Here is an 8,905-nt window from a genome sequence, read left to right on the forward strand (position 1 = left end):
CCCCCCGCTGTTACGGTTGAGCGAGTGGATTCTCAGCCTTGAAGGTACGCAAGCTGGCCATGATCTGGCGCTTGCGCTTGCTATGCTGGCGGCGCTGCTGCATGCGCTGTTCGGCGCATTGCAGAAAGGGCGGCACGACCCCTGGATGGCGCGCAGCGCGATTGATGGCTGTTATGCGCTGATTGCCGCGCCATTCGCCCTGTTTGTGGTGCCGTGGCCGGAGCCGCATATGTGGCTGATCTTTGCCGGGGCGATGTTGATCCATGCGGGCTACAAATATCTGCAAGCCATGACTTATAGCCGAGGGGCCTATACGGTGGTCTATCCGGTTGTGCGCGGCACCGGCCCGCTCTTTGCCGTTCTGGGGGCCTGGGTCATCTTTGATGAGCGGTTCAACGCCGGGCAATGGCTGGGGCTTGCGACATTGCTGGGAGGGATTTTCGGATTGGCTGCCTATAATCTGCGCCACGTCATCGTCGCGCGTGAAACCCTTGTGCAGGCCTTGGGGCTGGCGGTGGCGACGGGCGGATTTGTCGCGCTCTATACCACCTATGACGCATATGGTATCCGGGCGACGCACGATCCTTTTACTTTCCTCGCCTGGTTTTTCATGCTCGATGGGGTCTTCATGCCCTTCATCATGCGGCGGGAATTGCGCGCCTTGCGATGGCAAGAGGCGGTTCCCCTGTTCAAACGCGGTCTACTGGGGGCGATAGTGGCGTTTTTCAGCTTCGGGTCGATCCTGATGGCGACGCGCCTTGACAAGGTTGGCGAAGCGGCGGTCCTGCGCGAGACCTCTACGGTGTTCGCCGCGCTGATCGGTTGGCTGGTGCTGGGCGAACGGGTGACGAAAATGCAACTGGGGTTGATGGCCCTGATCGCGGCGGGTGCGGTGATCGTGGAAGTGATGGGATAGCGGATGGCAGAAAGAAAGATCAGCGGCGCGGTGAAGCTTGTGCTGGAACTGGGGCCGGTGGTGGCGTTTTTCATCGGCTACAGCCGGTTGAAAGACCAGGTTTTCACCTTTGGCGGCACGCAATACGAAGGTTTCATCGTTGTCACCGCCGCTTTCATCCCCTTGATGCTGCTTTCAACCGGTATCTTATGGGCTTTGACTGGCAAACTGTCACGCATGCAGATCCTGACAGTCGTGTTGGTCGTGATCTTCGGCGGCTTGTCGGTCTGGCTGAATGATGAGCGGTTCTTCAAGATGAAGCCGACGATGATCTACGCGCTTTTCGCGGGTATCCTGGGCTTTGGCCTACTGCGCGGACAATCCTATCTGAGCAGTCTGATGGGGGAGGTGCTGCCGATGCGGCAGGAAGGTTGGATGATCCTGACCAAACGCCTTGCCCTGTTCTTTCTGGCGCTTGCGGTGCTGAATGAGGTGATCTGGCGCGGATTCTCTACTGAAATCTGGGTGGATTTCAAAACCTTTGGTCTGACAGCGGCGGTATTCCTGTTCCTGATGACCCAAAGCCGAGTGTTTCAGAAATACGGGATCGAGAAGCCGCAGGATAAGGAGTGACATTTGCCGGATGGCGCGTTCTCGGGTGAGGTTGGCAGGGGGGGCGCTGCCCCCGGCGGTCAGATTGTGACGGCGTTCAGAAGGTTTGACGAAGTGCGAAAATAAAGCCAAATATAATCAGATACTTGCAAAGTGGCAGTTTCACAAGGTTTGACAGTTCTTTGCGGTTTTGGGGCGAAATCGGGTATTGCAGAAATATTTGATAAGAAAATATCCAATGAAATCAATAGACCACCAGATCGACGTGTGCGCGATTCTGCGCACACCGCACGGCAGAAATTTGCTATTTCTTTACGGAATCGGCGTTACTCAAAAGGCGGTCAAATCGGTAGTGAAGATCGCGGCGGCTTAGGCCAACATCGCCCTGATTGTTCCGAAACAGCTCCACCCGTTCTACGAAAAGAAGCATAGACTTCGCCGCAACCTCTGCATCTGTGATGCCCGCAATCGTTGCGTCACCCACGATCGGAGTCGTCTGCTTCTTTTGTTCTTTGCACAACCAATTGATTAGATCCGACACCACTGAAAAGCAGGCCAAGGCATAGTCTTTTTCTGTCACTGTAGCGGGGAAGCTGTAAACAGATCGGCCCACAAGCCAGTCTAAAGAAACGTCCATCCCGTTGGCTATCGAAAGTAGCGCGTCAAGGCCCGGTTTGCGCGCCCCTTCAAACCGCATGTAGCTCTCTAAGGAACTCTTAGGAATAGAGCAAACTTGCGCCATCTGCTGAATCGTGTAGCCGCGTTGCACCCTTAGGCTATGCAATCGCCGCACAACCTCGCTCGTCTGTTCACTATCAGCCATTGACGACACCGTATTGTAGGCTTGGCTTCGTATCGTAGGTAAATCAGTATACAAGCGAAAATCATGTCAGTATCTAACACACAAGACGAAGCGGGAAAAGCCCGTTACCTAGCGGTCAGGCCCGCTTTCGTGGCAAAGTTCACAACTCTTAACGCTTGGTGTTTGGCCAATGGAACACACATCCAGAATGTCAGAGACGCTTTTTTTGGACGTTGGAACGGTCCGTAGGCAGTTGCTCTAGTAGCGACGGTTATTGAGGCATCCGGGGCGCACAGCTAATGCAAATTCCGGTCAAAACCCTTTGTGGGATCGGGCCAATCCCGGCACACCGCACACGCGCCTCTAAGTGGCTTCATCGGGCTGGAATAAATCTTTTTAGGATAGTGGGTTCTGGCGGCGAGTATGAAGCCACAAATCTCTCCGACCTTCCCGACTCTGTGCGGCTTGCCCATGTGACTCGCGACATCGAAGCGGCGGGCCTTGTTGGCGGCATATATGACGAAGACGCCCATGGCGATTTTGCAGCAACGCCGTCCAAGATGCGAGCAGAGGCGGAGTGCAAGGCCGAAATCGCGCGGTTGCTCATATCGGCTGGCAAGTTCTTAAGCTGCACTCGCTTGGAACGAAGACAACGAATTAATTTGCGATGGTATTTTGCCCGTTTCTCGCAGTGCCTACGGCAGTGTTGACGGAATTCGCGATGCGGCCCGAAATAAGAACGCCGCCCTCGTGGCAAGCAAGAAGGCCGAGGCTGCGAATAACTACATGGCGGTCGCGGAGCTTACCGCACTCATGGCCGCAATCCAAACGGAAGAACCCTTCATTACCGCCTCGGATGCCCCCGGTGGTTGCTGGGCAATTTGGCGGAACTCTGATGCAGAAACAAAAAGCCAAACCAGTCGCAACCGCCGAAAGCGTGGATATGGCTGAATACCGGAAAATCATGGATGCCCACTTTGCAGATATCGAAGCAGGGCGGAAACCGAAATTGGCGTGAACGGCGGCTCAAACGCCCCCCACGCCGAACGAAGCGGGCCATTAGGTCCACAACATCAACAGAGAACAATATGTCTAAGATAGTCCGGCTTGAAAAGCCCCCGACGTATCTAGCAGACCCTGACGGGTTCATTGCCACCGAAACCGCCCATAATATTCTTCGGTCAATCGGCTTGGTGCGTTCGATCAATAGCCCCGCAACCACGATGATCAGCGGCGGGCATGGTATCGGCAAAACCAAAGCCCTACAACACTATTACCGCAGTAACCATGATACCGCGCTGTATATCTCGATCGCTAACCGCGCGGAATTTGATCCGGAACAAAGAATACCGTTATTTGAGCCCGTCTTTTCTGCACGACAAAGCGGGCCAAATCATGCGACTCAAGGGCGCGGGCCTTGTTCATCGTCCAAATCTTTACCTTAAAGCCCTTGCGAGTGAGGAAGAGACCATGCCACCCGATGACATCAATTCCTTTGCGGCCTTCGTTCGCCAGTTGGCGGTAGCTCTGGGGCTTTCGCCCGACTCTACCGCAGACGATGTTATGACCGCGCTTGCGCCGAAACTTGCGCCCGCTCAAGAGATGGCACCCGACCCGCGCAAATATGTTCCGGTCGATGCCGTAGCCGATTTGCTGCAAGATCGAAACTTGCGCATCTTCACCATGCAAGAGGCGCAGACGACGGCTTTGGTCGAAAAGGCATTTATGGATGGTTATATCACGCCCGGAATGCGTGCTTGGGCAACCGCTCTTTGCCAACAAGACCCGGAAAGCTTCAAGCTGTTTTTGAGGCAAGCGCCACGCCCCTACGACTTGTCCAAGCCAATGCCGCGCCCGTATTCCGCGTTCATTGCGCAAGGTGACGACTCGGAACAAGCGGCGGCGATTTGTTCCCAGCTTGGATTGAAACCCGAAACGCTCAACGCCAAAGGATAAGGGCGCGTGGTGACGCCCTTTAGCCGTGTGGTTTCTCCTGACCCTGCGGCGAACAACGCCCCGGCCTGATGTTCTCCGTCAGGCCGGGGCGTCTTGTCTGAAAACGAAAGGCTGCCAATGAACGTGCCCGCCCGCCCGATGCCAAAGCCGCCTGCTCAAATTGCACCTTATGTTGACATTTTGGGCGCTGATCTGACGGTCACTTTCCTTTTGACATTCGGTGGGGCGGAATTGCATGTGGCCGTCGATCCAAAGGGGCGTTCGCGATTGTAAGCGGTCGTCGGGTATGAACACGCCCGCGCGATGGCAGACCAACGATATCGAATGCAGCGCCGTGTTCCACTGGCAAAGCCGTGGACCGTAGCCATGCTGTCTTGGCAAGGCCATTCCACCGCTGAAATTGCGCGCCGACTGCATGTAGCTGATAAGACCGTGCGCGGCTGGTTGAACCGTCTGAAACCTGAAAGGGACGGCCATGCGCAACCTGACTGACGCGCTGATTCAGGCGCGACAAACTGCGCAAGCCTTGGACCGCGCACGAGCGGCGAACGCCCGCCTTTTAGTGACCCTTGAAGGGTTGAAGGCTCGTCTAACCCGGCTTTAAGAGAAGCTAAACACCGCGTGGAACATCGCCCCGGAACACCTTCCCGCCTCAACACAGACCCTGAATTGCCTGCGTTCGTTTTGGAACGAATTGAACATATGACCTATAAGCAGGTCGTGGCCGAGGTCGCTTCACACTTCCCGCCAAAGCGTCAAACAAGCATCTCCGCCGTGCAAAGATGGTGGCGAAAGCAGACGCCTCAACCATCTACTATCAACCGTTCCTAGCTATTCCCGAAAATATCGGGCCGTGATCAAACCTTTTGATTTGGTACTGTCAAACGTTGTGAACACTAACATTGCAAGACAATCTGCCCGTCCCCCGAGGTATTTTCTCCAAGATGAAATGCAGGCGCGCGGAGTGGACCCCGTGCGGAAAGGCGTTGCTTTTCTTTGCTTGTCGGGGGGGGAGTGTGAATTGAATCGCTACACCCGCGCCTTGGTTGACGTTTCGGAAACATCGGCGTATCGCTTGGGCGTGGCGCTTTGTTACCGGATTGCGGGCCACGTTAAAAAAACCGCTAAAGAGGTTCGGGTACGCCCCGGCGCCTCTGGGTTGCCGGGGTTTTTCTTTGGGCTGCGCGAGCAGTCGGGAACAGCAGAGGGCATGATGTCGAAGGATTGGAAAACGCGCACCCAACTGGTGCATGAGGGCAGTCGCCGCAGCCAATATGGCGAGATGGCGGAAGCGATTTTCATGACGCAGGGTTTTGCCTACGACAGCGCCGAGCAGGCCGAGGCCCGCTTTATCAAGGCCGGGCCGGATGAATTCGTCTATGCTCGCTATGGCAACCCGACGGTGCGGATGTTTGAAGACCGCATGGCGGCGATCGAGGGCACAGAGGATGCCTTCGCCACCGCAAGCGGCATGGCGGCAGTTTCGGGCGCGCTGATTTCCATGCTGAAATCAGGGGATCATGTGGTCAGTTCCAAGGCGCTGTTTGGTTCCTGCCTTTATATTCTGGAAAACATCCTGACCCGCTTTGGCGTCAAGGTGAGCTTTGTCGACGGCACTGATCTGGCCCAATGGGAAGCGGCCTGTGTGCCGGGGACCAAGGCCGTGTTTTTCGAGTCGATGTCGAACCCGACGCTGGAACTGGTGGATATCGAAGCCGTGTCGGCGATTGCGCATGAGGTTGGCGCGACGGTTGTTGTCGATAACGTGTTCGCCACGCCGATCTTCTCCAAAGCGGTAGCGCAAGGTGCCGATGTGGTGGTCTATTCCACCACCAAGCATGTTGACGGGCAGGGCCGCGCCTTGGGTGGCATCATCTGTGGCACCAAAGAGTTCATTCGCGGTGTGGTGGAGCCTTATGTCAAGCACACCGGCGGCTCCATGAGCCCGTTTACCGCCTGGATCATGCTGAACGGGATGGCGACGATGGACCTGCGCTGCCGCGCGATGGCGGATTCGGCGGCACGGATCGCGGCGATGTTGGAAGGCAATGCGAAACTGTCCTCGGTGATCTATCCGGGGCTGTATAGCCATCCGCAAGCCGATCTGGCGGCGCGGCAGATCGGGTCGGGCGGCACGATGTTGGCGTTTGACATCAAGGGTGGCAAGGATGCGGCGTTCCGCTTTATGAACGCGTTGGAGATCATCAAGATTTCCAACAATCTAGGCGACGCCAAATCCATCGTGACCCATCCGGTAACGACGACGCATCAACGCCTGCCTGCCGCGCAAAAGGCGGCGCTTGGGATCACGCCGGGATTGATCCGCTTTTCGGTCGGGTTGGAGGATGTCGAAGACCTGATTGCCGATTTGCAAGCGGGTCTTGCGGCGGTTTGAACAGGCAATCGGTCGCTTGAGCCGTTTGCGCCGGGGATTTTCTGGCTTAGACGTGGTATTGTGGCATGGCGCGCCTACATATGAGCCAGGAATAACCGCTTGGGAACTGAACGCATGAATGTCCATCTGCCCGAAGTCGATGCCACCCCTAACCGGGAAGACGCGGAGGCGGCGCTGGCGGTTCTGCGGCAATGGCAGCGGCACGCGCCTGCGGCCGAGGTGGCGGCGCTAAAGGGCATCGCCTATCCGGAGTTGACGAAGGACTACCCGGCGGATTTCAAAGTGGATGCCGCCTACAAGGCCAGCCTGCCGGACCTGCAAAATGGCCCCTCCAGCCTGATCGTCGGCGCGAAAACCCTGATCCAGCATGTGGGCATTTCCAATTTCAGGCTGCCGATCCGTTACCGCACCCGCGGCGCGGGGGAGGTGATGTTGGAAACTTCGGTCACAGGTTCCGTCAGTCTGGAGGCGGAGAAAAAGGGCATCAACATGAGCCGCATCATGCGGTCATTCTATGCCCATGCCGAACGTGATTTCAGCTTTGAGGTGATCGAGCACGCGCTGGAGGATTACAAGCGCGACCTCGACAGTTTCGATGCGCGCATCCAGATGCGGTTCTCGTTTCCGATGCGGATTGATTCGCTACGATCGGGCCTGTCGGGCTGGCAGTATTACGATATTGCGCTTGAATTGGTCGATGTTGGCGGCGTTCGCAAAAAGATCATGCATCTCGATTACGTCTATTCCAGCACCTGCCCCTGTTCGCTGGAACTTTCGGAACATGCGCGGCGCACACGCCAGCAGCTTGCAACGCCGCACAGCCAACGCTCTGTCGCGCGGATATCGGTGGAAGATGTGGGCGAGAAATGCCTGTGGTTCGAGGATATGATCGACCTTGCCCGTGCCGCGGTGCCGACCGAGACGCAAGTGATGGTCAAGCGTGAGGATGAGCAGGCGTTCGCCGAACTCAACGCCGCCAATCCGATCTTTGTGGAGGATGCGGCGCGCAGCTTTTGTGCCCAGTTGCAGGCCGATCCGCGGGTCGGGGATTTCCGTATCGTTGCCAGCCATCAGGAAAGCCTGCACAGCCATGATGCCGTCAGCGTCCTGACGCAAGGCCAGACCTTTGCCACCGAAAGTCTTGATCCCAGGCTGTTCACGACATTGTTTCACATCGGTTAACAGGTCACATCCGCCGGGTTTGTCTTGCGGCTTTGCGATGTGGAATTGACGTTTCACACCGGCAGGCTTACCGCTTTGCGCATCATGATTGACATACGCCCTGTTGCCTATGTGATCGGGCGCATCCTGATCGTGCTGGCCATCCTGATGCTGGCGCCTGCGATCATTGACATGCGTGCAGGCATCGCTAACGGACAACGCATTCTGGAAGCCGCGATTTTCACGGCACTTTTTGGCGCTTGCGTCGTGCTCAGCACCCGCAACACGACCAAAGGCAACCTCTCGGTGAAGCAGGCCTATCTGCTGACCACAGGTATCTGGGTGATCACACCGTTGTTCGGGGCATTGCCGTTCTATTTAGGTGAGCCGCATCTTCGGTTCAGCCATGCCTATTTCGAGGCGGTTTCGGGCATCACCACGACCGGGGCGACGGTCATCAGCGGGTTGGACTATCTTCCGGTCGGGATGAACCTGTGGCGGGGAATGCTGAACTGGTTGGGCGGTTTGGGCATTGCCTTTATCGCCATGATCTTTCTACCCCTGATGCGGGTGGGTGGAATGCAGTTTTTCCGGACCGAAGGGTTTGATACCTTTGGCAAGGCGCTGCCGCGCGCCTCTGACATCGCGCGGGAATTGGCGTGGATCTACATCTGGCTGACGCTGGCCTGCATCCTCAGCTATGATCTGATCGGCATGTCCAGCCTCGATGCGATCGTGAATGGTGCGGCAACGATTGCCACAGGTGGGTTTTCGCCTTCCGACGATTCGTTCCAGAAATATTCCGGCGCGGGGGAATATGTCGGCACGCTGTTCATGCTCCTCGGCTCCATGCCGTATATCCGCTATGTGCAACTTGTGCGGGGCGATGCTGGCCCTTTGTGGCGCGATGTGCAGATGCGCGCCTATCTGCGCTGGCTGGGGTCTGCGATTGTGATTGTGACGGTCTGGCAGATCTACCATGCGGAGATGGATTGGGAGCCAGCGTTCCGCGAAACCCTGTTCAACATGACCTCCTCCATCATGTCGAGCACCGGCTTCTTTTCCGGTTCCTTCGCGAATTGGG

General features: G+C 56.8%; 10 protein-coding genes and 1 riboswitch. Of the genes, 9 read left to right on the forward strand and 1 reads right to left on the reverse strand.

The annotated features are described in order from the left end of the window. Nucleotides 1-16: 16 nt before the first annotated feature. Together L0H65_RS08810 and L0H65_RS08815 are read left to right on the forward strand one after the other, a co-directional pair. Entirely contained in the window at nucleotides 17-916 is a 900-nt protein-coding gene (locus L0H65_RS08810) for a DMT family transporter (RefSeq protein WP_301458508.1), read from the forward strand. A 3-nt stretch (nucleotides 917-919) separates the two neighbouring features. After that, nucleotides 920-1,528 carry an inner membrane-spanning protein YciB gene (locus L0H65_RS08815; RefSeq protein ID WP_301458501.1) on the forward strand — a complete coding sequence of 203 codons (609 nt, stop codon included), beginning with the start codon at nucleotides 920-922 and terminating at the stop codon, nucleotides 1,526-1,528. A gap of 283 nt (nucleotides 1,529-1,811) precedes the next feature. Here the strand turns inward: L0H65_RS08815 and L0H65_RS08820 are convergent, their stop codons facing one another. Next, nucleotides 1,812-2,330 carry a helix-turn-helix domain-containing protein gene (locus tag L0H65_RS08820; RefSeq protein WP_301458502.1) on the reverse strand — a complete coding sequence of 173 codons (519 nt, stop codon included), beginning with the start codon at nucleotides 2,328-2,330 and terminating at the stop codon, nucleotides 1,812-1,814. An 844-nt stretch (nucleotides 2,331-3,174) separates the two neighbouring features. Here L0H65_RS08820 and L0H65_RS08825 point away from each other — a divergent pair. The 7 genes from L0H65_RS08825 to L0H65_RS08855 form a co-directional block, all read left to right on the forward strand. Further along, nucleotides 3,175-3,327, forward strand: coding sequence for a hypothetical protein (locus L0H65_RS08825; protein WP_301458503.1), 153 nt, complete (start codon nucleotides 3,175-3,177; stop codon nucleotides 3,325-3,327). 70 nt (nucleotides 3,328-3,397) lie between these two features. After that, nucleotides 3,398-3,754: a hypothetical protein gene (locus tag L0H65_RS08830; protein ID WP_301458510.1), complete on the forward strand. Its 357-nt coding sequence runs from the start codon at nucleotides 3,398-3,400 to the stop codon at nucleotides 3,752-3,754. Beyond that, entirely contained in the window at nucleotides 3,666-4,265 is a 600-nt protein-coding gene (locus L0H65_RS08835) for a phage protease (RefSeq protein ID WP_301458504.1), read from the forward strand. The genes L0H65_RS08830 and L0H65_RS08835 overlap by 89 nt, the downstream gene beginning before the upstream one ends. 324 nt (nucleotides 4,266-4,589) lie before the next feature. After that, nucleotides 4,590-4,757, forward strand: coding sequence for a helix-turn-helix domain-containing protein (locus L0H65_RS08840; protein ID WP_301458505.1), 168 nt, complete (start codon nucleotides 4,590-4,592; stop codon nucleotides 4,755-4,757). Between the two features lie 579 nt (nucleotides 4,758-5,336). Continuing rightward, nucleotides 5,337-5,414: riboswitch (SAM riboswitch) on the forward strand. Nucleotides 5,415-5,478: 64 nt separating this feature from the next. Continuing rightward, nucleotides 5,479-6,660, forward strand: a complete 1,182-nt coding sequence (gene metZ, locus L0H65_RS08845) for an O-succinylhomoserine sulfhydrylase (protein WP_301458506.1) — start codon at nucleotides 5,479-5,481, stop codon at nucleotides 6,658-6,660. 114 nt (nucleotides 6,661-6,774) lie between these two features. Then, nucleotides 6,775-7,842 (forward strand): GTP cyclohydrolase FolE2, encoded by a 1,068-nt coding sequence (folE2, locus tag L0H65_RS08850; RefSeq protein ID WP_301458509.1) that lies wholly within the window; start codon nucleotides 6,775-6,777, stop codon nucleotides 7,840-7,842. Between the two features lie 39 nt (nucleotides 7,843-7,881). After that, a partial coding sequence (locus tag L0H65_RS08855) for a TrkH family potassium uptake protein (RefSeq protein ID WP_301458507.1) occupies nucleotides 7,882-8,905 on the forward strand: 1,024 nt, incomplete at its 3' end.

It is taken from the genome of Pseudorhodobacter sp., from assembly GCF_030452865.1.
In the GTDB taxonomy this organism is placed as follows: domain Bacteria; phylum Pseudomonadota; class Alphaproteobacteria; order Rhodobacterales; family Rhodobacteraceae; genus Pseudorhodobacter.

Coding starts and splice junctions, on each gene's coding strand:
- L0H65_RS08830 (WP_301458510.1), top strand. CDS start 3,398: ATGTCTAAGATAGTCCGGCTTGAAAAGCCCCCGACGTATCTAGCAGAC.
- folE2 (WP_301458509.1), top strand. CDS start 6,775: ATGAATGTCCATCTGCCCGAAGTCGATGCCACCCCTAACCGGGAAGAC.
- L0H65_RS08840 (WP_301458505.1), top strand. CDS start 4,590: ATGCAGCGCCGTGTTCCACTGGCAAAGCCGTGGACCGTAGCCATGCTG.
- L0H65_RS08815 (WP_301458501.1), top strand. CDS start 920: ATGGCAGAAAGAAAGATCAGCGGCGCGGTGAAGCTTGTGCTGGAACTG.
- metZ (WP_301458506.1), top strand. CDS start 5,479: ATGTCGAAGGATTGGAAAACGCGCACCCAACTGGTGCATGAGGGCAGT.
- L0H65_RS08820 (WP_301458502.1), bottom strand. CDS start 2,330: ATGGCTGATAGTGAACAGACGAGCGAGGTTGTGCGGCGATTGCATAGC.